The organism is Halioglobus sp. Uisw_031, assembly GCF_047729875.1.
In the GTDB taxonomy this organism is placed as follows: domain Bacteria; phylum Pseudomonadota; class Gammaproteobacteria; order Pseudomonadales; family Halieaceae; genus Marimicrobium.
On sequence record NZ_CP159826.1, the window covers coordinates 2,661,766 to 2,685,463 of the forward strand.

Here is a 23,698-nt window from a genome sequence, read left to right on the forward strand (position 1 = left end):
TTTAGCGCCCTCTGTCAACGGACTCTAATTGGTAGCTACAAAGTGGTCTCCAGAAACAAACAAGTCTTTTTTTCGATTGTCATGCTGGCGGGTTCCGTCGTGATCACAACGATACTTTATCTGAACCGACCCGCAACGATTATTGAGGAGCCTGTCAGAACGATTGTTACAGTTGACGTGACAGAAGTTGTGAAGCAGAACCTGCGTATTCCGATTCAGGCTCAGGGCACTGTTACGCCACTGCAGGAGACATCGGTTATGTCAGAGGTTAACGGACGTATTATCGAGGTTTCTCCCTCTTTTATCGTTGGCGGGTTCGTCTCCAAAGATGATGTTTTGTTGCGGATTGACCCACGAAATTACGAAACTAGCCTGTTGCGCGCCGAAGCGTCGGTCAAATCTGCACAGAGCAACCTAGCGCAAGAAACAGGCCGCGCAAAAGTGGCAGAGCAGGAATGGAAGAAAACACCAAGGGGTAAGCAACGCACTCAAGCATCAAAAGATCTCTACCTGCGCAAACCGCAGCTGGACCAAGCCCTTGCACAGATGCTGGCCGCACAGGCCGATCTCAACACCGCCAGAGATAATCTGGAGCGCACCAGTATCAGCGCGCCGTATGATGCATTGATTCGAACAAAACACAGCGAGCTGGGTCAGTTTGTCGCCGCAGGGACTCCGCTAGTAGACATCTTCTCAGTTGAATATGCCCAGGTACGCCTACCAATACCGCAAAACAAATTGGAGTATCTAGAATTGCCTGAACTTGGCACCATGCAAAATGGCTCGCCAGTCGACTTGTATACTGAGGTGGGTGGCCAAGTAAAACACTGGAACGCCTACCTGCACCACACTGAAGGCGTTTTCGATGCGCGTTCGCGCGTACTTTTTAGTGTTGCGCGCATCGAAGATCCTTACGGCCTTCAATATCCACACGCAGACCCACTGCGGATCGGCACGTTTGTCAATGCCCGCATCAAGGGCAAAGAACTAGTCGATATCGTCCGACTACCCCGCTACATTATCCGTGCAGGTAATAACGTGTGGGTCATCGATGAGACTGGGCTCCTGCGAACTCGCAGCGTGACATTGCTGCGCACCGGAGGTGACTTTGTTTATGTCAGCGCCGGCCTGAACGATGGGGAACTGGTCTCACTGACAACGCTGGACAACTCATTCGAAGGTGCCCAAGTTCGCATAGAGTCACAAATACCGAGCAACATGGTGGACCAAGCAGGCAGACCCGAAGAACAGCCGGAGTCAGAAATCATCGAGGCCACTGCTGCCGCTGAGCTTCTAACCAACGACAGCTACGGCAACTAATGTCTCAGCAGCCTAAAAAAGGGGTCATCGCCTGGTTCGCACAAAACCCGGTGGCAGCGAATCTCCTTATGTTGATCATCATGACCGTAGGTCTAGGGTCGGCTTTTAACATCCAGCGCGCGATGTTCCCCGCATTCGATATTGAAGTCATTTTTATCTCCGTAGCCTATCCCGGTTCGGCGCCGGAAGAAGTCGAGCAGGGTGTTGTCCTTAAAATCGAAGAAGCGATTAACGACATCGATGGTATAAAGCGCGTGGAGTCAGACTCGTTCGAGTCTAGTGCCTTTATGATGATTGAGCCGCAAGAGGGCATCGACCTAGCCAAGTTAATGGCCGACATCCAGAGCAAGGTCGACGGAATACAACACTTTCCAGAGCAAGCGGAAAAACCTGTCATCAGCCAGCCTGAGCTTCTATTCCCAGCGCTCACTCTGCAACTGTCGGGCAATATTAATGAACGCGGAATGAAGGCTCTTGCTGATCAAATCCGACGTGAGTTATTAACCTACCCCGCGATCTCTGCTGCCAGTGTGGTCGGCGCTCGGGACTATGAAATCGGCATCGAAGTTTCCGAACAACTGCTGCGCGAATACCATCTCAGTCTGGGGGACATTGCCAACATTATCGCTGCCTCGTCGCTGGACCTGCCTGCGGGTTCGGTGCGAACTGATAATGGCGAAATCATGTTGCGAACTATGGGCCAAGCCTACGTGCAACAGGATTTTGAAAGTATCGTTGTAAAAACCTGGCCAGACGGTACTCGTCTGATGCTAGGAGACATAGCTACCGTTGACGATGGTTTCGTAGACTCCGCAGGTTTTGCTGCGTTCGATGGCACTTATTCATTGGGCGTTAACGCTTTCTCCATGGGCACACAGGACATTATCGAAACGGCCGATGCCGTAAAGGCCTATGCGGCACAAAAAGCCAGTGATCTGCCTGACGGGGTAAAGCTTGATATCTGGTATGACACGACCTATTACCTCAAAGGTCGGCTGGGCATGATGGTGAAAAATTTGGCAATGGGTGCGCTACTCGTGTTTATCATTCTCGCCCTGTTTTTGGAAATAAAGTTAGCATTCTGGGTCATGCTGGGGATACCCGTGTGCTTTCTCGGTGCCATGGCATTGATTAACACCACCTTTATCGGTCAATCACTCAATATGGTCAGCATATTTGGCTTCATACTGGTGCTGGGCATCGTGGTCGATGATGCCATTATTATGGGTGAAAGTGCTTACACAGAGACGGAAGAGTTCGGCCACAGCGTCACAAACGTCATCAATGGCGTCTATCGCGTATCTACCCCTGCTACATTTGGCGTCTTAACGACCATCATGGCTTTTATACCCGCGTTGTTTATAGATGGGGTGTTTGGGGCCTTTCCCGCCGCCTGTGGTTGGGTTGTCATTATGTGCTTGTGCTTTTCACTGGTCGAATCAAAGTGGATTCTGCCGGCTCATCTGGCGCACTCTAAGCCCACCACTAATCCTATCCTATTGAAGATTGACCATGTCCAAGAGGCTGTGAACAGGCATTTAACTCGTTTTGTACAACGGCGCTATAAACCTTTCATGCTGCGTTGCGTCGACAACCGCTATATGACATTGGCCTTTTTTCTAATGCTGCTGGTGTTATCCGCGGGATTGCTAGCAGGTGGCTCCGTGCGCACTGTATTAGCACCTGACACTCCGGGAGAATTCTTACAGGTCGAATTACGGATGTCCCCAGGCGCTCCTGAGGAGCAAACACTACAAGCGGTCACTCAAATCGCCGATGCCTTTACAACAATAGAAGAGCAATACCGGCGCGATAGTGCTACTGATGAGCGTTTACTCGAACACATGGCCACCTATGGTTTCGAGCGCATTAACGGCCGCATTGATGTTGAGTTGACTAAAGAAGATCAGCGAACCATCTCAACCCGTGAAATCGAAGAACTCTGGCGCTCAGAAGTCGGGAAAATACACGGCGCAGAAGTGTTCTCTATCACCAGTGCAGAGGGCCCCAGCTTTGGTCCGTCCATTGCGTTCGACCTGATGCATAACAACTTTGATACGCTGCAAAAGGCGTCCGATGATTTTGAAGAAGCGTTGAGGCTCTACACTGGATTGTACGATATCCGTAACGGCGTTAGTGATACGTCTGATGAGTTTCATCTCGATATTTTGCCTGAGGCAGAGGCTCTGGGTATTACTCGCTTTGACCTAGGGACGCAGGTACGACACGCGTTTTATGGCGCGGAGGCCCAGCGCGTGCAACGCGGTATCGATGAGATCAAGGTGATGGTGCGTTATCCTAAAACAGATCGTGAAAACGTCAGTAGTTTGAGCAATATGTTCATCCGAACACCTACAGGGGATGAGGTGCCTTTCGACACGGTAGCTGACCTGCAGGTCAAACAGGGCTTAGTCAAAGCCACACGTATCAACTACCAGCGAGCTGCGGAGCTAACCGCAGAGGTCAATAAGCGTATCGTCGAGCCGGACAAAATCATCAAGGATATCGAAAAAAATCTGATACCTGCCCTGCAGAAAAAATATCCAGGGCTAAGCTACAACATCTCGGGTGCTGCCGACGAAGAGGCTAAAATGGCCGCGAGTATGATCGTAGGCTTTTCTTTAGCGCTGTTCGGTATTTATGCGCTACTGGCGATTCCCACCAAGTCTTACTTGCAGCCTTTAATTATCATGGGTGTTATACCCTTCGGCATGATTGGTGCGATCTTTGGCCATTGGGTAATGGGGTATCCGATGAGCATGATGTCGCTCATGGGTGTGATTGCGCTAAGTGGCGTGGTCGTCAACGACAGCCTCATACTAGTGGACTTCGTCAACAAGGCCGTCGCAAACGGCGCTGAGCGCTATGCCGCAGTGGTAGAGGCAGGGGCGAGACGTTTTCGGGCTATCCTGCTAACCTCGCTGACAACCTTTTTTGGTCTTTTACCCATGCTAACCGAGCGCACAACGCAGGCAGAGGCAATGGTGCCCATGGCCATATCCTTAGCCTATGGCATTGTGTTTGCCACGGTGATTACGCTGCTACTAATACCTTGCCTTTATATGATTCTGGAAGACCTCGCCGGTTGGCGAGCCAGCAAAAATATCGCGCATGAGGCGCTGACTCAGTCCTGACAGATATCACTGTGCTAGTGCGCCAGGGAACAGGCCACGCAGCGCACATAAAGATACCCTGGATCTTGCATGGCACCCAACTCCTGGGCAGCTTCGCGCATGGGACCCAACAAACCAGATAAAGCAGAATTGGCGGCAGAACGCGTGAACACATGCAAGCTTCCGACACTGTTGGCCAGTTTCTTCAGTACCATATCCCGAGGAGACAGGGGCCTCTCCACATAGTGCACCTTGTACTTTTCCAAGCCGGCTCTGGTTGCTGCGGCAGCGATGGCATCATCGAGGCTGCCGAGGTTATCAACCAGGCCTGCCTTTAACGCGTCGGCAGCGCTCCAAACGCGACCCTCGGCTAAGGGATCAACCTCAGCGACAGTCATATCGCGACCCTGTGCGACAATCTGCACAAAACTTTTGTACGCAAACTTTACGCCACTGGTAAGGGCATCAACTAACTGCGGGTTGAGTGGCCGATCAGCCCTCATTGAACCGGCTAAGGCTGTCGTGCCTACACCGTCTGTGGATATGCCCACGCGCTGTAGCAACTCCTCAAAGGTGGGGAACGCAGCGAAGACGCCGATGCTGCCAGTAATCGTGGATGGGGTCGCCCAAATTTCATCAGCGTCGGCAGCAATATAATAACCTCCAGACGCAGCAACGGCACCCATCGACACAACAACGGGTAAACCCATACTCTTTGCATAGAGCATCTGTTCTCGAATAACCTCCGATGCAAACATGCTGCCGCCGCCACTATTAACCCGCAACACTATGGCCTTAACTCCATCGGCATCAACGGTACCGCGAATCAATTGCGCCAAAGAATCACCCCCAATGGATCCGGGCGGTTGTTTCCCGGGCATTATGGTTCCCACTGCAGTTATTACCGCAACGCGATCGCCGTCAGGAGTACCCAGTGACAGTGGACGCTTTCGCGCCACATAGCGCTCAAATACCACCGCCTCGTAGAGGCCATCGTCATCGCTAGCCCCGACCACTTCAACAAGGTAATCGTTACCCTCACTGCGGGTGAGCAGGCGATCTACCAGCCCCGACTGAAGCGCCGTCTGTGCCGCATCCCCACCATGATTTTGCAGCATCTGCGCAAAGTTGTTTACATAGTTATCGACCGCTCCAGGCTTCAGTGTCCGTTGCGTTTCCACAATTGTCGTATACTGCCCCCATAAATTATTCAGCCATCGGCTGGTCAGTTCTTTCTGAGCGGGCGACATATCGTCACGCATGAACGGCTCCACTGCCGACTTTTGATCCCCCGCACGAAAGACATGCACATTGACCGATATTTTTTTCAGCGCCTCTCGAAAATAGTTTTGATAACTGCTGTATCCCTCTAAAGCTACCCCCCCTAAAGGATGCGCTATAACCGTATCGGCATGACTGGCCAGCAAGTACTGATCTTGGGTGTAGTAATCACCGATCGCGACCATAGGTTTGCCGCTCTCGCGAAAATTTTGTAGCGCATCAACAATCTCTTGGGTTTTACTAATGCCGAGACGTCCCAGAGAGTCAAGCTCCATCACCAAGGAATTAATGGCTGGGTCTTCTGCTGCGTAATCAATCGCTTCTATGATATCTCTAAGCAATACCTCATGATTTTCAGGAGAGGGGGCTTCCAATAGCGCCTGCAAAGGATTGATCTCTGATTTCTGGTCCACCACAGTGCCGCCTATATTCAATAACAGGGCTGCTTTTTCTGGGAGTGGCTCGGGTGCACCGCCAATATAAACAAAATAGATAAACGCAATCATGGCGAGAAAAAGGATATTCGAGATTGCCAGTCTGATGCGCGTCAACCCCCGCCAAATCCCGGAAAAAAAACGGCGCAAAAGTGAGGGTTTACTCATATTCTAAGCTCCAGTATTTATTTAAGATTCGTCCACCGCACGCAGCTCTCTGGCGCGCCAGCGCACATACAGCATCGCAGCTGTAAACAGTATCACAACGGCAACCAGCCCAATCACGACCAACAGGCTATCCGGCTGCGCAAAAATACGCTGCACCAGTATCATGAAATACCCTAGGCAAACGAAACACAGCCAGATATAACTGCGTAAATTATCCTTAAGCATGCCCGGCAAAAAAATCAGCAAAGGCAATAATTTCAGTGTCCAGATAAACCACGGCGCCTGATACGCCCATGCATCAGCGGCCTGCTGTAAGAACAGCGTCAACCAACTCACCCATGTCAACCGCAACGCAAAAGAGGCACTCATCGCCGTTCTCCCGTTACCAGGCGCGCTACGCGCTGCCCTAGCGCACGACACAACCCCGCCTCAACCTCGTCCACTGCCCGCATATTATCATTACCCGCCCAGTGCGAAGCCCCGTACGGTGTTCCTCCGGAGGTCGTACTCATTAAGCCCGTTTCACTGTAGGGAAGGCCCGCAACGATCATGCCGTGATGTAACAGCGGCAGCAGCATACTGAGTAAAGTCGACTCCTGCCCCCCGTGCATACTTGAGCTGGAGGTGAAAACAGCAGCCGGCTTGTCAATCATAGTGCCGCTTAACCACAGCGTTGAGGTTTGATCGATAAAATACTTCAGCGGCGCAGCCATATTACCAAACCGAGTAGGACTGCCCATAACCATTCCAGCGCAGTCACGCAGATCTTCCAGTTCACAGTAGAGCGGGCCGTCTGAGGGAATATCGTCTTCCCTTTTCTCGCACGTTGCAGACACCGCTGGGACGGTGCGCAGTCGGGCAGCCACACCTGACACCCGTTCAATACCGCGTGCTATGTGCTGTGCCATCGTCGCTGTGGCACCCTGCCGGGAATAGTAAAGCACCAGTACATAGGGCTCTGCGCTCATTTGATAAGCTCCAGAACATTCTCAGGGGGACGACCCAGCACGGCCCGACTTCCTTTGACCACAATGGGCCGTTCAATCAGCTTCGGATATTTGGCCATGGCTGCTAGTATTTCCTCGTCATCGGAGTCCTTGTTCAAGCCGGAAGCTTTATACGCGTCCTCGCCGCGTCGCACCAACTGAGCTGCTGTCAGGCCAAGTTTCTTTAATAGCGCTTTTAGTTCTCTAGTGTCCGGTGGGGTGTCTAAATAGAGTACCACCTCCGGATTTACGCTATTGTCCTTCAGCAACGCAAGAGTATTACGCGATTTGGAGCAACGTGGATTATGATAAAGCGTAACTAAACTCATGGTTGATTTCCTATGACCGCGACAAAATTGCGGAGAAGTATACCAAAACATCGACAGATTTCGCCCAGACAACTGACAGAATCGAGCATACTGATTCGTGCAGGCGCCCCTCGAGTCATGCAATAATGCTCATATGACATCTCGCATACTATTATTTTCCGAACTATGGGGCCGTATACGCTATTTCGCGGGTCGATTCGTAGCGGATCGTTGCTCTGAAAATGCAGCCGCACTGACCTATATGAGCCTGTTCGCGCTGGTGCCGCTGTTAACGGTCCTCTATACAATCGCGTCGGCCATTCCGGCTTTTCAGGGCGCCGAGGACCAGATGCAAACGATCTTGTTCACACACCTGATGCCTGAAAGCGGCTCTGATATCGAAAATTACCTCAACGGTTTCTCCCAGCAAGCGAAAAACCTTACCGGACCTGGCATTGTCTTTCTACTCGTGACGGCTATCCTGATGCTGCGCAATATTGAGCACGCATTCAACATGATCTGGCATGCTAGGGAGAACCGTAGCGCTCTATCCAGCTTTCTGTTGTATTGGGCTGTATTGACCCTGGCGCCCATCACCATCGGTCTGGCGCTGGGCATAAGCACCTACCTTTCATCCTTCGCCAACGCGCTGGAAAACCTCGACATCTTTGGGGCTAAAGCTTTCCTGTTGGAGAGCACGCCGCTATTACTGAGCACGGCAGGTTTCAGCCTGATTTACGCCGCTGTTCCCAATTGCCGGGTGCCGTTCAAGCACGCGTTGATGGGGGGATATTCGTCGCTCTGGCATTTCACGCTGCCCGCGCGGCATTTACACAGTTAGTCGTGGGTTCCAATTACACATTCATCTACGGCGCGTTCGCCGCTGTACCCTTGTTCCTATTATGGATTTATCTGTCTTGGAACATCGTACTCATGGGAGGTATTCTAGTACATAGTCTATCGGCCTATCAAAACAATGAACAAGCAAATCGACCAGCAACGCTGAAGGCACTCGATGTATTGCATTTATTCTGGCAAAAACAAAAATCAGGCGATGCGGTACGAGAGATCGAACTCCTTGACGGTAGGCACGACGTCATTCGGGGTCTGGACAGCGAAACGTGGAGTATGGTGCGTGACATTCTTATTCAGGAAAAAGTGATTACCGAGAACGATAAGGGCCACTATCTGCTGAGCCGAGATCTACACACCATCCCCTTCTGGCAATTGAAAGAATGGATCGACGATGAGCACTCCCTATCCGAACAGGACTTCGCTACCCACAGTGGCTGGCAGAGCGATGCTTTGCGCCTACTCGCCAGTGAACGCCAGGATCAACGTGATATCCTGAGCATTAATCTGGCGGATTTATTCAGCCAGTGAGGTATGTACTGATTCTTGCTGCGGTATTGTCGCTACTGGGGTGCACCAAACATGATCCTGGCACGACCCTGTCAAGCTTGGAACGTCTGCAGGGACAGTGGGTTGTGATCAACTACTGGGCACAATGGTGCGCACCGTGTATCAAAGAAATTCCAGAATTAAACCGCCTTGATCAGGACTACGCTCAGGTCACTGTGGTGGGGGTAAACTATGACGGGACAAATGGCCATGAGCTGGAACTACAGCGGCAGAAATTGGGCGTCACATTTGCCAGCCTGGAATCAGATCCAGCGGCGCAACTGGGCATACCCAGGCCGGTAGTCTTGCCCACAACCCTTATTCTCGATCCAACAGGGCGACTCGTTGCAACACTGATTGGGCCACAGACTCTCGCCTCACTGGTACAAGCGACCCAGCAAGATTTGAACAAAGCGTCGAACTAGAATAAAAAAAGCCGGTCCAAAGGACCGGCTGAAACAGGCTAGCAGCCTGCAAGGAGAGGAGGATCTGGACGAAATTCGGTATTGCCACAACAGGCTCACTACCTTTACAGCAACTACTGTCACAGCGTCTGTGTTTAATATGACTTTACTACTGGCGAAAAGTTCCGCCAAAAGTGAAATAAATTTATTTTTTCGCCACAATCGAGCGCCTATAGTGGCAGGCAATAGACAGCCACGTCTGACGAGACTAGTCTTATGCAGGAAGAGCGGCCTGAATCAGTTCAATAGAGGGTATCAACATGGGCAATGTCCACAAAAATAATGCTGAAACCATTGGCGGTACGCCTTTGGTCAAGATCAATCACATCAGTGATGGAAATATTTATGCCAAGCTGGAGAATCGCAATCCGGCCATGTCCGTCAAGTGCCGTATAGGCACTAATATGGTCGCTATGGCGGAGCGTGATGGCAGCCTCAGGCCCGGAATGACTATCGTTGAACCCACGAGTGGCAATACAGGCGTCGCCCTCGCGTTCGTCGCAGCGGCCAAAGGCTATGGTTGCATATTGGCCATGCCCAACACCATGAGCTTAGAACGGCGCATGCTAATGAAGGCCATGGGGGCAGAGGTGGTTCTTACCGATGGCGCCAAAGGCGTTTCTGCAGCCATTCAGAAGGCGGAGGACATCATCGCCGCTGATCCCGAAAAGTACTGGGGGCCGCGCCAATTCGAAAACCCGGCCAACCCTGCGATTCATGAACAAACCACCGGGCCAGAAATTTGGGAGGACACAGACGGCGAGGTGGACATCGTAGTATCGGGCGTAGGAACCGGTGGCACCCTCACGGGTATTTCCCGTTATCTGAAAAAAACCCGGGGCAAGAACGTGCTAACTGTGGCGGTTGAACCCGACTCTACCACTATCATCACGGCGGCCAAGGCTGGAATAGAACCCACCCATGCTCCCCACAAAATACAGGGCATCGGTGCCGGCTTTTTGCCGAAAAATCTGGACCTAAGTATGGTCGACCACGTTGAACAGGTGTCCAGCGAGGAAGCGATTGAATGGGCCCACAAACTGATGCAGCGCGAGGGTATTTTGGCGGGCATCTCCTCAGGCGCAGCAATGGCTGTTGCACATCGACTCTCGCAACGAAAAGAACACAGGGACAAGCTGATCGTTGCGATCTTGCCTGACTCCGCAGAGCGCTACCTCACGTCTCCACTGTTTGCCGACACCTTTTCGGAAAACGAAACCGTTCAGACCACTGTGAGTTGAGCGAGTCAGAAATCAGGAGCGGCCTCCAAGTCTTTCGAGACGCTCCTTGACATCTAACCATTCACTACTGATCACGCTGAAATAGACTGAATCACGCACAAACTCGTCCTGCACAATCATATGATTACGCAGCACACCCTCCTTCGTGGCGCCGATTCTCTGCAGCGCTCGTTGCGAACGTTCGTTACGAGTGTCAGTCTTAAATTCCACGCGTATACAGCCCAATTTTTCAAATGCGTGAGACAACAGAAGCAGCTTTGTCTCTGTGTTAATTGCTGTACGTTGCCAATTCTGTCCAAGCCATGTCCAGCCAATCTCCAGCGAGCGATGTTCTGGCCTGATATTCAGATAACGTGTGCTGCCTATCACCTTGTCCTTGGCTGTTTCTACGATAGCGAAGGGCAATTGTCCCTCTACACCTAAAGCTTCATCAATCCAATGACGGGTATCTGCCAGATCAACGAAACACGAGCGAGGCAGGTGAGTCCAGTCTGCTTCTACCCGGCCACGGTTGTATAGCCCCTGGGCGTGGATAAGCCCCAACGGTTCCAAGCGAACCTCTTTCCCCAGCAATACAACCGGTGTGACGCGCAGTGACATACCTTACTCTCCTGGATTATGAGCGCAGTATAATAGCGCAGCACGGTAGTATTTTAGACCCCATGCCAACAAAGCCGCTGCGAGAGGACAAACCAGCAAAGGTAGCAGGCTCAATGAATAGGCTAAGTCAGCGTCATTGGCAAAAACAAAGTCGGTCAATGCGGCAATCACGCTGGGCCCCAAGGCCAACCCTAATAGGTTGGTCATAAAGAGCATCAAAGCAGATACTTGGGCCCGCATCCGGTTGGGCGTGATGTTTTGCAGTGCCGAAATTGCCAACGCAAAATAGCTGTTAAGAAAAAACACAATTGGTACCGCTGCCCATAGTGCCAGGCTGCTGTTGGAAGACAGGGGGCCAAGCGCAGCAGGCAGCAACCACAGCAGAGCAATCCACACGATTAAGCGCATGCTGGCATCCTCAAAACCACGCTCACGCAAAGGCTTCGCACTGAAACCCCCCAGCAGTGCACCGACACTGCCGGCGACAATAAAGATCAGACCAAACTGCGACCCTGCTTCCGCCCGGTCCATACCATGACTGCGCACCAGAAACTCCGGATACCAAGCCATCGTGCCATAACCCAGCACGGCAAGCAGCGATACTCCCATGATCAAACTACCATAGGCTTGCCAATGCAGACGCAGGTGTGTCTTCACTTCGGCGACACTATAGTCCCCCGCTTCTTCAGGCAAAGCCCCGCGGCGCGGCGGCTCTGCGATGAGCGACAGCATCAGCACGAGCAAAAACCCTGGCAGCCCGACAATAAAAAATGTGCTCTGCCAAGGACGCAGTTCTCCCACAAATGGCAATGACAGCGCACCGTACTCGGTAAAATATTCATAGACGCCACCGCCGATAATATAGGCTAAACCACCGCCTATGGTAATTCCAAGCGTGTAAACCGCCATCGCCTTGGGCAAATTTCCCTCACTAAAATAGTCACTCAGCAAACTGTAAGCGGGTGGTGACAGCGCAGCTTCTCCAATACCCACACCGGCGCGGGCAACAAAAAGAGTGCTAAAACTGCGTGTTATTCCGCATAGGCAAGTCATTAGACTCCAAAAAAGAACCCCGATGGTAATCACCCATTTGCGACTTCCCCTGTCCGCCAATCGCGCAATAGGCAATCCAAGAAAAATATAGAACATAGAAAAGGCAAACCCATGTAACAGGCTGTACTGGAAATCACTGATTGCAAAATCAGCTCGAATAGGACCGATTAAAACCGCCATCACATTGCGGTCGATAAAAGACAATATATACGCCAGCAATAACGCGATCAGGGCATACATCGCCCTACCCCGGTTCGCATCCTCGGGGTTTACAGCTGACGAGCCCATCATGAGCTCTCTCCGCTACATTTCGTCACGGTAAGAGAATCGTTGAACCGGTAGTTTTTCTACTTTCCAGATCACGGTGTGCCTGTTGTGCATCGACCAGCGGGTAACGCTGGTTAATTGCGACACGCACATCACCGCTCAGCACACGAGCGAACAGATCATCAGCAGATTGCTGCAGCTCTTCGCTCGACAGCGTGTAGGTGACCATCGTGGGGCGCGTAATATACAGAGAACCCTTGTTGGCCAGCATTTGTAAATTCAGGGGAGCAGGTGGCCCCGAGGCGTTTCCAAAACTCACCATCAGTCCGCGCGGCTGCAGACAATCTAATGACCTGTCGAAAGTATCCAAACCCACACCGTCGTAAACCACCGGCACCTTCTGGCCCTGCGTAATCTCCAGAACCCGTTGCACCACGTCTTCCGTGCGGTAATTGATGACATGGGCGAAACCATGAGCCCGGGCCAGCTCGGCTTTTTGCTTGGAACCCACGGTGCCAATCACCGTGGCGCCGATGCTGTTAGCCCATTGCCCGAATAGTAGCCCAACTCCGCCCGCCGCCGCATGGAAGAGGCAGGTCTCGCCGGAAGACAAGGGGTAGGTCCTCTGTAGCAGGTATTCGGTGGTCTGTCCTTTCAGTAAGCATGCCGCCGCTTGTTCAAAGCTGATCCCATCAGGAATTTTTATCAGACGTGCAGCCGGCAGGTTCAATGCCTGCGCGTAAGCGCCAAAGCCCGCCGAGCAATAGGCAACCCTATCACCTTCAGCAAGCGTGACACCCTCCCCCACAGCTTGCACTACCCCGGCGCCCTCCAGGCCTATTCCTGTGGGCAACGACAGTGGATACAGTCCACTGCGATGGTATGTGTCGATATAATTAAGACCGATCGCCCTATTCTCAACGGTCACCATGCCCGAGCCCGGCGCATCCAGCAGCACCTCTTCCAGCATCATCACCTCGGGGCCGCCGGTCTCACAAATTCTTATCGCCTGCACCATTAAACCCTTCTCCCTGTTCAACCTGTGACAACTCGTCTAAAGTATCACTCGTTCCTGTGAGAATGGAACCTGCCATACACATACACATTACCCGTGGAGCGCAATAGAGTGTTCGAAGAACTACAGCTTGACCGTCACCTGCGTCTGGGTATCGATGCTCTTGCGCTAACTGAAGCCACCGAAGTCCAGAAATTAACCGTTCCTATGGCACTGCAGGACAAAGATCTGCTGGTCAGTGCCGAGACCGGCAGCGGAAAGACACTGGCTTACCTGATTCCCTTATCACAGAAAATTCTTGCCGTGAGCTCCACAAGGCAGACAGGCACGCTGGCACTGATTCTCGTTCCTACCCGAGAGTTAGCACGGCAGGTGCTCAAGCAGTGCCGCCAGTTGCTGATCATGTCGCCAATACAGGCCCAAGCCATTACCGGTGGAGCCGATTTTAAGTATCAAAAAGCACAACTACGCAAGGATCCAGAAATCGTTGTGGCGACACCTGGGCGCTTTCTGGAGCACTGTCAGAAACGCAGTGCTGATCTCAGCGGACTTCAGACTTTGGTGCTCGATGAAGCCGATCGCATGCTGGATATGGGCTTTCGCGAAGACGTGCTCAAAATTGCTGAGCTCAGCGCTGACAGCAAACAGGTGCTGCTGCTATCCGCAACACTTTCACACCGAGGCGTAGGTGACATCGCGGAAACACTGCTACATGAGCCACAACAGATTGCGGTAGGCCAAGTACGCCAGCCTCACAGCAGCATTACGCACCAGCTGATACTGGCGGACAGTCAGGAACACAAAGACAAGTTGCTGACCGCGCTAATAAAAGAAGGCGGCTTTCATCGCGCTTTGGTATTCAGCAACAAACGTACCACGGCGGTACGACTGTCTAACCTGCTCAGATATGAAGATCTGCGCTGTGGGTGTCTGCACGGTGAAATGAGTACGGAAGAACGTAAACATGTCATGCATCAATTCCACGACGGCAAAGTCCATATCGTCTGCGCCAGCGATTTGGCCGCCAGAGGTCTCGATGTCAGTGGTATCGACTTGGTGGTCAATTACGACATACCCTACAGCGGAGACAATTACTTGCACCGCACCGGACGCACCGGTCGGGCAGGCGCAAAGGGGCTAGCCGTCTCTCTGGCGAACGCGTCAGAGTGGAACATGATGGTCGGCATTGAACGCTATCTCGCACTGCGTTTTGAGCGACGCACTCTGACCGGTCTGAAGGCGAAATACAGCGGGCCTAAAAAAGTAAAATCTTCTGGTAAAGCGTCAGGCGTCAAGAAAAAGAAGGAAAAGGCCACTACCGAGAAAAGTAAAACACGCACACGCAACCAAAAGAATATTGGTAAGCGTCGAGCAAAAGCAACAGACGGAACCGTTGTCGTCAATGACGGCTTCACTCCACTGAAAAAAAAGAAACCGCGCGAGTGATTTCTGATTTGATTTAGACTCATGTACCGAATGTCAGCTGGAAGATAACACTATGCCCAACCCCCTACTTGAACCACACCTGCTACCGCCTTTTTCACGCATTAAACCCGAGCACGTGGAACCCGCCATCAGGCAGCTCATCGAGACCAACAAACTCCGCATTGAAGAGCTATTGGCTACCGATAAGGGGGGCTACACCTGGGGCAACCTTCTGCAGCCAATAGAAGAGCTTGAGGACGAACTGGCTAAGGCTTGGTCTCCAGTGTCGCACCTCAATGGCGTGTGCAACAACGAAGCATTGCGCGAGGCCTACAATGCCTGCCTGCCACTGCTGTCTGAATACAGCACATGGATGGGGCAGCACACTGACCTGTGTGCCGCCTACCAGCAGATAGCCGACGGGAAGACATTCACAACCCTGAATACGGCACAGCAAAAAGCCATCAATCAGTCGCTGCGAGACTTTCGACTTGCGGGGGTAGCCCTGCCACCAGACAAGAAAAAAAGTTACGGCGAGCTACGACAGCGCCTGTCCAAGCTGGGCAGTACATTCGGAGAAAACGTACTCGATGCTACGAGTGCCTGGTCTAAGCAGGTGACGGCAGAGCAACTGCGTGGCTTGCCTGAGACGGCAATGGCCAGCGCCAAGCAGGCAGCGGTTGCGGTGGGACAGCAGGACTACCTGATCAATCTCGAATTCCCGTCACTGTCACCCGTACTGAACTACTGCGATGATCGACAGTTGCGGGAAACGATCTACACCGCACACTGCACAAGGGCGTCAGAACTAGGGCCAAACGGTGGCCAGTGGGACAATACCGCGCTCATCACGGACACGCTGCAACTGCGCAGTGAACTGTCGCAGCTACTAGGATTTGAAAACTACGCAGAACTGTCTCTGGCGACAAAAATGGCTGAATCTTCGGCTAGCGTTGTGGATTTCCTGCAGCAGCTGGCAGAGCAGTCCCTTTCGCAAGCGAAAGAGGAGTGGCGACAGCTGGTGGATTTTGCGCGCAATGATACCGGCCTGACTGACCTGCAATCCTGGGATGTGGGCTACTACAGCGAAAAATTACGTCAAAACCTCTACCAAGTGTCGCAAGAAGATATACGACCCTACCTGCCGGTGAACCGAGTTTTGCCCGGCCTGTTCGAGGTAGTGCGGCGTCTTTATGGGGTCGATGTTAACGAAGTAGAGCACTTTGATTCTTATCACCCTGACGTCAAGCTGTTCGAGTTGCTGCGCGATGGCGAAGTCATCGCCCGCTTTTTTCTTGATCTGTATGCCCGGGCACATAAACGCGGCGGTGCTTGGATGGACGACTGCCGGGTAAGACGTGAGACTCCCGAGGGTCTGCAAATTCCAGTGGCCTATATGGTGTGTAACTTCACGGCTCCGGTGGGCGACAGCGCTGCATTGCTTACCCACAACGAGCTCACCACCCTGTTCCACGAATTCGGCCATGGCTTGCATCACATGTTGACGCGCCAGACGGTAGCCGCCGTGTCTGGCATCAATGGCGTTGCTTGGGATGCGGTCGAGCTGCCCAGTCAGTTTCTGGAAAACTGGTGTTGGGAACGCGAGGCTCTCGCGTTTATTTCGGGCCATCATGAGACAGGAGAAGCGCTACCGGAGGCACTGTTGGATAAGCTATTGGCAGCGCGAAACTTCCAATCAGGCATGACAATGATGCGACAACTGGAGTTCTCCCTGTTCGATTTCCGCCTACACCTAGAATGGGGAAGTGACGCTTTTGAATCCGTACAAAGCCTTTTGGATCAGATACGGCAGCAGGTGGCGGTAACCTCACCCCCGCCATTTAACCGGTTCCAAAATGCTTTCTCCCACATCTTCGCTGGCGGCTACGCCGCCGGATACTACAGCTACAAGTGGGCAGAAGTATTGTCGGCGGACGCGTTCTCGCGCTTCGAGGAAGACGGCATCTTCAACGCGGCGACCGGCGCTGCATTCAGAACAAGTATTCTTGAGGCCGGCGGTTCGAAAGAGCCGATGGAATTATTTGTTGCCTTCAGAGGTCGCGAGCCGAGTATTAAGCCACTGCTTCGGCATTGCGGTATTAGCGGCTAATCGTAGCGGCACCTGTCAGTCGCTGTGCCAATGGGTACAGCCCTTCTGCCCGGGCCCGGAGGCGACACAAAGTTCAACCTCGCGCAAGTCATCCCCCGCACTCTCGTCGAGTAATTTACCCAAAAGATAGCGAGAAAACTCCTCCACAGTGGCATTACGAATTGGAAGAACTTGTGTATCGCTTTGCAGGAAAAGTATCTCCTGCCCGTCATATCGCACGCAATAGCAAGCGCCAGACTCAACCACCTCCTGATAAGGAGACTCTCCGGCTAGCAGCGTATACTCATCTAATGCGTCGCACAGCGCTGCGAGACGGTTCTTATACACGTTATAATCTGCAGAGAAGCCGTTATAGCCCATCGGGGCCACAATTTTCGCCGAGACCGAATAATTATGCCCGTGCAAGCGCTCACGTTCAGTCGCAGAAAAAATAGTATAATGGGCTGCCGAAAACTTGTGGCTTTCCTTATCGATGTACAAAGTTGTTAATTCTTCCATACGGGTAGTTTAACGGAGCTGCAGCTTGACGTCACGATAGAAATCACGGAGCCTCATTATTTCGCGTACACAGCTTGACGCTAGAACGCCATATCGGGCGTTAAGGATTATAGACAATGAAAGTAGCAATAATCACCGGTGCCAGCGTAGGCATAGGTAGCTCGACAGCTCAAACATTCCTCAATGAGGGCTTTACCGTATTCAATCTCGCTCGTCGCCAATGTGCGATCGACGAGGTTACTAGCCTCCGTTGCGATCTTAGTAGCCAAACATCGATTGATATTGCCTGCGATACACTGAAAAAAGCCCTGGCAGACTGCTCTGAGGCGACTTTAATCCACAATGCCAGTCAGATGAAAAAGGACAGCGCGGGCGACTGCAGCAGCGACAGCCTGAACCAAGTGATGGCAACCAACGTGATTGCCGTCAACAGCCTTAATCAGCATTTGCTGCCTCTAATGCCCGCATCATCAAGCATACTGTACATCGGCTCTACGCTTTCAGAAAAAGCCGTACCCGGCTCCTTCAGCTATGTCATCAGCAAGCATGCGCAACTGGGGATGATGCGCGCTACTTGCCAGGACCTGATGGGCAGCGGTCTTCATACTGCAATGATTTGCCCCGGCTTCACCGACACCGAAATGTTACGCACACACCTAGGCAGTGACCCTAGTATTGAGGCCGGCGTCGCTGCGATGAACAGCTTCAACCGCCTTATCGAACCCGAAGAAATCGCCGAACTGATCCGCTGGGCCCATCACAACCCTGTCATCAATGGCGCTGTACTGCATGCCAACCTCGGCCAAAAGGAAAACTGAACCATGATCTCACTTGTTGCCCTAACCGCACGTCAAGAACCGGTGTTTTTCATGCTGACGGCGCGGTTATGCAAAATTTAACGGTCACCCTCATTCAGTGCGAACTTACCTGGGAACAACCTGAGGATAATCGGCGACAGATCGGAACGATAATTGATGATATCAAAGGGCATACCGATCTCATTGTGCTGCCAGAGATGTTCACTACCGGCTTCTCCATGAACGCGTTGGCCAATGCAGAACAACCTGGCGGGGCCACCGAGCAATGGATGCTGGAAATAGCCCAGCGACGCGATTGCGCAATCACCGGCAGCATTGCGGTACGCGAGGGCAAGGGCGTATACAACCGCATGCTATTTGCCACACCTGCCGGCGTTGAGCACTACGACAAACGCCATCTATTTCGCATGGCAGGTGAAGATAAGCGTTATCTGCCGGGCGCAGGCAGAGTGATTGTTCAGTGGCGAGATTGGCGCATCAACTTGCAGGTCTGTTACGACCTGCGCTTCCCTGTGTTCAGTCGCAATTGCGAGGACTACGACCTCGCCCTCTATGTCGCCAATTGGCCGACACAGCGACAATCACACTGGCGCCAATTACTCATCGCCAGAGCCATAGAGAATCTGGCCTGCGTGGTAGGCGTCAATCGCATCGGGACCGACGCACGAGGACTTAGCTACAGCGGGGGCAGTCTAGCGGTGGCCGCAGATGGTGAAATTTTGCTGGACGCCCACAGCGACAACAGTGCTTTTCAGGTCGTTCTCGACGGTGCTGCACTGCAACTTTATCGTGACAGATTTCCCTGCCAGTTGGATGCAGACAGCTTCCAACTCCAGTGACTGGTTAATCTGTGTTTTTCAATTCAGTTGCGGCCTACCAACCCAATGCCTCTTTGACAAACGGGATAGACAGTGACCTCTTCTCGGCGAGGGAGGCCTTGTCCAAGGTCTCTAGCACGTGCAGCAGCTGATCCATGGCGCGCGGCGCGCGGCTGACGATATAAGATGCAACACTCGGGGTCAGAGACAAACCCCTGCGGCTGGCCCGAAATTGCAAGATAGCCTCTTTGTCGTGATCTTCCGGCTGCGCCAATTGGTAAACAATGCCCCAAGACAAACGCGAGCGTAGATCCTCCAAATTGACGGCCAGCGCACGAGGGGCAGCATCTGCCGCCACGACCAGCCGACACCCGCGCTGACGAGCGTCGTTATACAGATTGAATAAAGCCTGCTCCCATTTCGCATCACCTAGCACCACATGGATATCATCGATACAGATCCGATCCAGGTTTTCCACCCCCTGTAACACGTCCCGAGCTGCATACTGGCGCAAGTCCGAGAGAGGCAAGTAAATCGTTTCGGCTCCCGGTTCATGGCAGCTTGCCTGCAGCAGGTGAGACTTTCCCGTGCCAGCTGGACCGTATAAGTAAATGACCGACTCGCCAGAAGGGTCCAACTGGCTCTGCAGAGCACCCACCAACGGCTGAACCTTCGGCAAAGCCAAAAAGTTGTCCAGTGTGGCGTCGTCGCGCAGACGCACCTCAAGCGATAATTGATGCTCTAGCGAATGGCGCGCCACGTCTAAGGGGGGGTCTACCTCTGCCATCGGTAGCTCAGCACCGCATCCGATTCAGTCGTTGGAACGAGCAGGAGATTTTCATTGAGTTCTATAATCGAAGACAGTTGCTCAGCGTCTGTCTGCGCTCGCAGGCGAAACCGAACCCGATCTCCCTGTATCTGTTTGATAATGACTTGTTCAACCAACTCCAGATTTTCCAACCAACTCACGATAGCCGCATACTCTGAATAGGTGAAAACACCGATGACCGACATGTGCATATCCCCGTTTTCACCGGTTGTGGGCGCCACGGCATACCTAGCGGCCATTTCACTGGCGACAATATTGACGCCATCACGCATGAATGACGCTAAATTATCAACGGTGACGGATCGATTGACGCGACCGTCCTGATAAAAATAGCTCCAGTCGCCCGCGGACTTCCCCTCGCCCACACTCGCCAGACGGCCTGCCACTATGTCCTGCGCGTTATAACGTGCGGAGGCCGCTTGGATAGCTGTTGCATTTAGGCGCCAGGCATCATTGAGGCTCAGCGCTGCCATATCTTCCAGGTCAAATACCGGGAGCTGCACCGGCACGCCGCGACGGGAAAATGCTTCGATTAGCACCTGCGCCTCGTCGGGCCAATTATCCCTATCGACGAAATGTCTGCCCTGCTCGTCCTCAACCACCACCCATGCCAGCACCAGCGGACGGCTGGCCGTCCATAGCGGCGCGCCCGACTGTATCACTAGGTCAGTGACATACTCACCGTCAAACTCAAACCGCACCGAAAAGCCCACTTCGGGCAGCTCATTGCGCGTATAAACGTATTGCTGCACGTGCGCGCGGGAATCTGATAACGCCTTAACGATCACCGGGTTGGCAAGCAATAGGCGCGAGCCAGACACTTTCACCAATACTTCAGTCAGGGCCTGACTGGCCGCAGCCGTCAGCGCTTTAGACCCTTGATTTGCCACAGGTACACTGGCCGAGTGCAGATCCCGCACCATCTCCGCCCCGGCATTCCCTGCCAACAGCAGAGCCAGCAATACATACGTCAATGCTATCCGTGTCGCTTTCACCATATTCTCCCAGTACTCCCGCCAATAGGCGCATTGTAGCAGCACTAACGTGCGCCGGGCCTATTCTGCCTTCAAAGAGTGAGTCTGAGGTGAGGTGCCCACTACGTGGTAAAAACAAACACGACAAAAATCGACACGACTGGACCCCGAATATCAATTCATGAGTGCGCTCGCGTACCATGCACGATAAAATACCCCACCTTACCCATCAGCCAACATTTTACTGGATCCCACCTAATGAGCGATGAGAACGCGAAGAACGCCCTGAGTTACAAAGACGCAGGGGTCAATATTGACGCCGGTAACGCGCTGGTAGAGCGGATTAAAGGGGTGTCAGCCCGGACTATGCGACCGGAAGTCATGGGTGGCCTTGGGGGATTCGGCGCTCTGTGTGAAATTCCTGCCGGCTACAAACAGCCGGTGCTGGTGTCGGGCACGGATGGCGTAGGCACCAAGCTTCGCTTGGCGATGACAATGGGCATTCACGATACGATAGGCATAGACCTCGTCGCTATGTGCGTAAACGATCTCGTGGTGGCGGGCGCAGAACCGCTGTTCTTCCTTGACTACTACGCTACCGGTGCGCTCAATATCGATACCGCTGCTGATGTGGTCACTGGCATAGGTAAAGGCTGTGAGCTGGCAGGTTGCGCATTGGTCGGCGGCGAGACGGCCGAAATGCCCGGTATGTATGAGGGTGACGACTACGACCTGGCCGGGTTTTGTGTCGGTGTAGTGGAAAAATCAGAGATTATCGACGGCAGTACAGTGGCCACAGGCGACATCTTACTTGGCATTGAAAGCAGCGGGCCACACTCCAACGGCTACTCACTGATTCGAAAAATACTGGAAGTGAGCGGTGCAGATTTGCAACAAACGCTGGGAAAGACAACCCTGGGACAGGCCCTGCTGACGCCCACCACAATCTACGTCAAGGCTCTGCTGGCTTTGTTCGCGGAAGTTCCGGTGAAAACCCTGTCCCATATCACCGGTGGTGGACTGCTAGAAAATCTGCCCCGTGTCCTGCCAAAAAACTGTAACGCGCTTATCGAAACGGGCAGCTGGCAGTGGCCTGAGATATTCCAATGGCTTCAGACTCAGGGTAATGTCGAAACAACTGAGATGTATCGCACCTTTAACTGCGGCGTTGGTATGGTGCTGTGTATCGCACCTCAGCATGTGGAAAAGGCCCTTTCAATGCTGATCGCAGCGGGACACAATGCCTGGGAAATTGGCCGTATTACCCAGGGTGATAATCAGGTAGAACTGCTGCCGTGATTTCACAGGTGCCGGCTCGCCTGGCCATTCTCATCTCAGGGCATGGAACGAATTTGCAGGCTTTTATCGACGCTTGCGCCCGCGGTGAACTGGCCGCTCAGATAGGCATCGTCATCAGCAACAATCCTGAGGCCGCTGGTCTGCAGCGCGCAGAGAGTGCCGGGCTCGCCACCCGTGCTATCGATCATCGCAACTTCGCAACACGCGAGGAATTCGACCAAGCATTGGTCAATGAACTTCACGCCTTCTCAATTGATCTGGTCGTGCTGGCAGGTTTTATGCGAATTCTGACCCCTGTGTTGGTTGAGCCCTTTGTAGGGCGTCTATTCAATATTCACCCCTCCCTACTACCCAAGTACCCGGGGATGCACACGCATCAGCGCGCTCTAGATGCAGGCGACGCCGAAGCCGGGGCGACGGTACATTTTGTGACGCAGGAACTGGATGGTGGGCCGCCTGTGCTTCAGTGCCGGGTACCGATTTTGAACGATGATACTGCAGAGAGTCTGGCCGCCCGAGTGTCGCTAAAGGAACACACGCTTTATCCGATCGCGGTGCGCTGGTATTTGCAGGGACGCCTGCAGCTAACCGGTGAGGGCGCAACACTGGATGGCCATGCGATTCCCGCGAACGGCATTCAGTACACGGCTGACTTGCGCTAGCGGGGGGGTGTCTCAGTGAGTGCAGCTCACGCCTTGGGCAGCGTCACGCCGCGCTGGCCCTGATACTTGCCGCCGCGGTCCTTATAACTCACCTCACAGACCTCATCCGACTCAAAGAATAGCATTTGTGCGACCCCTTCGTTGGCGTAAATCTTCGCTGGCAAAGTGGTCGTATTGGAGAATTCCAAAGTGACATGGCCTTCCCACTCGGGCTCCAGTGGCGTGACATTCACAATGATGCCACAGCGGGCATAGGTCGACTTACCCAGACAAATCGTCAGCACATTGCGCGGGATACGGAAGTACTCCACGGTACTCGCTAGCGCAAAAGAGTTCGGTGGAATGACGCAAACATCGCCTACCACATCCACAAAACTACCCTCATCAAAACTCTTCGGGTCCACTGTCGCCGAATTAATATTCGTAAACACTTTAAACTCGCGGGAGCACCTTACATCGTAACCATAGCTAGATGTGCCATAAGAGATCAGTCGCCTGTCGCCATCAGCACGCACTTGACCGGCCTCGAACGGCTCAATCATGCCATGCTCGGTGGCCATTTCGCGAATCCACCTGTCTGCCTTGATACTCATGTGTCATTCACCTGCTCGCTC

Annotated in this window: 22 protein-coding genes and 1 pseudogene; 12 read left to right on the forward strand and 11 right to left on the reverse strand. The window is 53.0% G+C overall.

What is annotated here, in order from left to right:
- Positions 1-42 precede the first annotated feature (42 nt).
- Together ABXT62_RS12090 and ABXT62_RS12095 are read left to right on the forward strand one after the other, a co-directional pair.
- A complete protein-coding gene (locus ABXT62_RS12090; protein WP_415355540.1) occupies positions 43-1,320 on the forward strand; it encodes an efflux RND transporter periplasmic adaptor subunit in 1,278 nt (425 codons plus the stop codon).
- Positions 1,320-4,454 (forward strand): efflux RND transporter permease subunit, encoded by a 3,135-nt coding sequence (locus ABXT62_RS12095; protein ID WP_415355541.1) that lies wholly within the window; start codon positions 1,320-1,322, stop codon positions 4,452-4,454. The genes ABXT62_RS12090 and ABXT62_RS12095 overlap by 1 nt, the downstream gene beginning before the upstream one ends.
- A 14-nt stretch (positions 4,455-4,468) precedes the next feature.
- On the opposite strand, the gene sppA is transcribed toward ABXT62_RS12095, so the two are convergent.
- From sppA to arsC, 4 genes are read right to left on the reverse strand one after another with little or no spacing between them, the layout of a single operon-like run.
- Complete coding sequence (sppA, locus tag ABXT62_RS12100) at positions 4,469-6,316, reverse strand: signal peptide peptidase SppA (protein WP_415355542.1); 1,848 nt, start codon at positions 6,314-6,316, stop codon at positions 4,469-4,471.
- A 21-nt stretch (positions 6,317-6,337) separates the two neighbouring features.
- Positions 6,338-6,685: a DUF2069 domain-containing protein gene (locus tag ABXT62_RS12105; RefSeq protein WP_415355543.1), complete on the reverse strand. Its 348-nt coding sequence runs from the start codon at positions 6,683-6,685 to the stop codon at positions 6,338-6,340.
- On the reverse strand, positions 6,682-7,284 hold the full coding sequence (gene wrbA, locus ABXT62_RS12110; RefSeq protein WP_415355544.1) for an NAD(P)H:quinone oxidoreductase: 603 nt from the start codon (positions 7,282-7,284) through the stop codon (positions 6,682-6,684). Before wrbA ends, ABXT62_RS12105 begins: the two co-directional genes overlap by 4 nt.
- Positions 7,281-7,631, reverse strand: coding sequence for an arsenate reductase (glutaredoxin) (arsC, locus tag ABXT62_RS12115; RefSeq protein ID WP_415355545.1), 351 nt, complete (start codon positions 7,629-7,631; stop codon positions 7,281-7,283). Before arsC ends, wrbA begins: the two co-directional genes overlap by 4 nt.
- A gap of 241 nt (positions 7,632-7,872) precedes the next feature.
- On the opposite strand from arsC, the pseudogene ABXT62_RS12120 reads away from it, so the two are divergent.
- From ABXT62_RS12120 to cysK, 4 genes and pseudogenes are all read left to right on the forward strand, one after another.
- Positions 7,873-8,513, forward strand: a pseudogene (locus tag ABXT62_RS12120) (YihY family inner membrane protein); the annotation flags it as partial.
- A 30-nt stretch (positions 8,514-8,543) separates the two neighbouring features.
- The gene (locus tag ABXT62_RS12125) at positions 8,544-8,993 is read left to right on the forward strand and encodes a hypothetical protein (RefSeq protein WP_415358263.1); all 450 of its coding nucleotides are present in this window, start codon (positions 8,544-8,546) and stop codon (positions 8,991-8,993) included.
- Positions 8,990-9,436 (forward strand): TlpA family protein disulfide reductase, encoded by a 447-nt coding sequence (locus tag ABXT62_RS12130; protein WP_415355546.1) that lies wholly within the window; start codon positions 8,990-8,992, stop codon positions 9,434-9,436. Before ABXT62_RS12125 ends, ABXT62_RS12130 begins: the two co-directional genes overlap by 4 nt.
- A gap of 299 nt (positions 9,437-9,735) precedes the next feature.
- Positions 9,736-10,716, forward strand: coding sequence for a cysteine synthase A (gene cysK / locus ABXT62_RS12135; RefSeq protein ID WP_415355547.1), 981 nt, complete (start codon positions 9,736-9,738; stop codon positions 10,714-10,716).
- Between the two features lie 12 nt (positions 10,717-10,728).
- Here cysK and ABXT62_RS12140 read toward each other — a convergent pair whose 3' ends face one another.
- Genes ABXT62_RS12140 through ABXT62_RS12150 form a run of 3 tightly spaced genes read right to left on the reverse strand, consistent with a single transcriptional unit; the run spans position 10,729 to position 13,654 of the window.
- Positions 10,729-11,316 (reverse strand): GNAT family N-acetyltransferase, encoded by a 588-nt coding sequence (locus ABXT62_RS12140; protein ID WP_415355548.1) that lies wholly within the window; start codon positions 11,314-11,316, stop codon positions 10,729-10,731.
- Between the two features lie 3 nt (positions 11,317-11,319).
- Positions 11,320-12,660, reverse strand: coding sequence for a spinster family MFS transporter (locus ABXT62_RS12145; protein ID WP_415355549.1), 1,341 nt, complete (start codon positions 12,658-12,660; stop codon positions 11,320-11,322).
- A 22-nt stretch (positions 12,661-12,682) separates the two neighbouring features.
- Complete coding sequence (locus ABXT62_RS12150) at positions 12,683-13,654, reverse strand: quinone oxidoreductase family protein (protein WP_415355550.1); 972 nt, start codon at positions 13,652-13,654, stop codon at positions 12,683-12,685.
- Positions 13,655-13,762: 108 nt separating this feature from the next.
- Between ABXT62_RS12150 and ABXT62_RS12155 the strand changes: the two genes are divergently transcribed.
- Both ABXT62_RS12155 and prlC read left to right on the forward strand, forming a co-directional pair.
- Positions 13,763-15,097, forward strand: a complete 1,335-nt coding sequence (locus ABXT62_RS12155) for a DEAD/DEAH box helicase (RefSeq protein WP_415355551.1) — start codon at positions 13,763-13,765, stop codon at positions 15,095-15,097.
- Between the two features lie 52 nt (positions 15,098-15,149).
- Positions 15,150-17,186 carry an oligopeptidase A gene (gene prlC / locus ABXT62_RS12160; RefSeq protein ID WP_415355552.1) on the forward strand — a complete coding sequence of 679 codons (2,037 nt, stop codon included), beginning with the start codon at positions 15,150-15,152 and terminating at the stop codon, positions 17,184-17,186.
- Positions 17,187-17,201: 15 nt separating this feature from the next.
- On the opposite strand, the gene ABXT62_RS12165 is transcribed toward prlC, so the two are convergent.
- On the reverse strand, positions 17,202-17,684 hold the full coding sequence (locus tag ABXT62_RS12165) for a 6-pyruvoyl trahydropterin synthase family protein (protein ID WP_415355553.1): 483 nt from the start codon (positions 17,682-17,684) through the stop codon (positions 17,202-17,204).
- 116 nt (positions 17,685-17,800) lie between these two features.
- Here ABXT62_RS12165 and ABXT62_RS12170 point away from each other — a divergent pair, with 116 nt between their 5' ends.
- Positions 17,801-18,502, forward strand: a complete 702-nt coding sequence (locus ABXT62_RS12170; protein WP_415355554.1) for an SDR family NAD(P)-dependent oxidoreductase — start codon at positions 17,801-17,803, stop codon at positions 18,500-18,502.
- Positions 18,503-18,570: 68 nt separating this feature from the next.
- Entirely contained in the window at positions 18,571-19,341 is a 771-nt protein-coding gene (locus tag ABXT62_RS12175) for an amidohydrolase (protein ID WP_415355555.1), read from the forward strand.
- A gap of 34 nt (positions 19,342-19,375) precedes the next feature.
- Here the strand turns inward: ABXT62_RS12175 and hda are convergent, their stop codons facing one another.
- The gene (hda, locus tag ABXT62_RS12180) at positions 19,376-20,107 is read right to left on the reverse strand and encodes a DnaA regulatory inactivator Hda (RefSeq protein WP_415355556.1); all 732 of its coding nucleotides are present in this window, start codon (positions 20,105-20,107) and stop codon (positions 19,376-19,378) included.
- Positions 20,095-21,189 (reverse strand): DUF2066 domain-containing protein, encoded by a 1,095-nt coding sequence (locus tag ABXT62_RS12185; protein ID WP_415355557.1) that lies wholly within the window; start codon positions 21,187-21,189, stop codon positions 20,095-20,097. Before ABXT62_RS12185 ends, hda begins: the two co-directional genes overlap by 13 nt.
- Positions 21,190-21,381: 192 nt before the next feature.
- Between ABXT62_RS12185 and purM the strand changes: the two genes are divergently transcribed.
- On the forward strand, positions 21,382-22,422 hold the full coding sequence (gene purM / locus ABXT62_RS12190; RefSeq protein WP_415355558.1) for a phosphoribosylformylglycinamidine cyclo-ligase: 1,041 nt from the start codon (positions 21,382-21,384) through the stop codon (positions 22,420-22,422).
- Positions 22,419-23,084 (forward strand): phosphoribosylglycinamide formyltransferase, encoded by a 666-nt coding sequence (gene purN, locus ABXT62_RS12195; protein ID WP_415355559.1) that lies wholly within the window; start codon positions 22,419-22,421, stop codon positions 23,082-23,084. Before purM ends, purN begins: the two co-directional genes overlap by 4 nt.
- A 26-nt stretch (positions 23,085-23,110) precedes the next feature.
- On the opposite strand, the gene dcd is transcribed toward purN, so the two are convergent.
- Complete coding sequence (gene dcd, locus ABXT62_RS12200; RefSeq protein WP_415355560.1) at positions 23,111-23,677, reverse strand: dCTP deaminase; 567 nt, start codon at positions 23,675-23,677, stop codon at positions 23,111-23,113.
- Positions 23,678-23,698: the final 21 nt, after the last annotated feature.